Genomic DNA, 1359 nt, shown 5'->3' with positions numbered 1-1359 from the left:
CACGCACCTGAAGAAGGACCCGGCAAGGAAGATTATTGGCGCGATGCGGGGACCATCGATGCTTATTGGGAGGCCAATGTCGATTTGACGGCCACTGAGCCCTCGTTGAACCTCTATGATCGGAACTGGCCGATTTGGACTTATCAGCAGCAGATTCCCCCTGCAAAGTTTGTGCACAACCAGATTGATCGTCATGGACTGGCCATCGAGTCGACGGTTTCAGGTGGTTGCATCATCTCGGGTGAAATGAACCGCTCATTGCTGTTCTCATCGTGCCGTGTTCATTCGCATGCCAAAGTTAACTGGTCAGTACTCTTGCCGGATGTCGAAATCGGCCGGGGGGCAAGATTGAACCGTGTCATTATCGACCATGGAGTGCGTATTCCGCCGGGGATGGTAATTGGCGAAGACGCTGATGATGATGCGAGGCGTTTCCGTCGAACCGAGAATGGAGTAACCCTGGTCACACGCCAGATGATCGAACGACTGGCCTGACATATAGCCCGCTGCTGGATCATGCGTATACTGCATGTCGCCGCCGAGATATATCCCTTAGTCAAAACGGGTGGTTTGGCCGATATCATTGCATCGCTGCCGCAGGCGCTTATCAAACGCGGGCTGGATGTCCGCCTTCTGTTGCCCGGGTTTCCCGCCATCCTTGACGGAATGATCGGGCTCGAGCCCGTCCTCCGGTTTGGTCCCGCTTTCGGCGCAGCAGTCGTGACGATTCGCATCGGTCGCTTGCCGGACAGTGGGATAGAGGCTTACGTAATCGATGCGCCTTTCCTTTATGAGCGCGAAGGCAATCCATATATAGATTCTGCCGGGCATGACTGGAGCGACAATCATCGCCGTTTTGGCCTTCTTGGATGGGTTGCCGCACATATGGCCTCCGGCGAGCTCTCTCCCGGCTGGCGGCCTGACATAGTGCATGCGCATGACTGGCATGCCGGTTTGGTACCCGTCTACATTGCCCAGAACCCTGGGCTGAAAACAGCGACTGTTTTTACCATACACAATCTGGCATTCCGTGGAATTTTTCCGATGGAGTGTTACCCGGAGCTGGGTTTGCCGATGAGCGAGCTAACGCCGAAGAGCATCGAATTTCGCGGCAAGATATCGTTTATGAAGGCTGGGCTTGTCCATTCCAGGAAGATCACGACGGTCAGTCCGAGGTACGCAAGCGAGATCCGCACACCTGAATTTGGTTGTGGCCTCGATGAAGTGTTGCGCGAGCGTGGTAGTGATTTGTCCGGTATTCTCAACGGAGTGGATTACGAGATATGGAATCCCAATGACTCAGCTATCGGCAAGAGTTACAGTGCGGCCAACATCAAGGGGAAAAAGGACTGCAAGCTT

2 protein-coding genes are annotated in these 1359 nt (G+C 54.5%); both read left to right on the top strand.

The genetic code is table 11. The features are described from left to right. On the top strand, positions 1 to 495 hold a 495-nt coding region (locus PROAA_RS08890), incomplete at its 5' end, for a GlgC family sugar phosphate nucleotidyltransferase (protein ID WP_483771111.1). A 21-nt stretch (positions 496 to 516) separates the two neighbouring features. Further along, positions 517 to 1359, top strand: an 843-nt coding sequence (locus PROAA_RS08885; protein ID WP_186411008.1) for a glycogen synthase, incomplete at its 3' end; no start/stop codon positions are given.

It is taken from the genome of Candidatus Propionivibrio aalborgensis (assembly GCF_900089945.1).
Classification (GTDB): Bacteria; Pseudomonadota; Gammaproteobacteria; order Burkholderiales; family Rhodocyclaceae; genus Propionivibrio; species Propionivibrio aalborgensis.
This window is presented reverse-complemented; position numbering and strand designations above follow the sequence as displayed.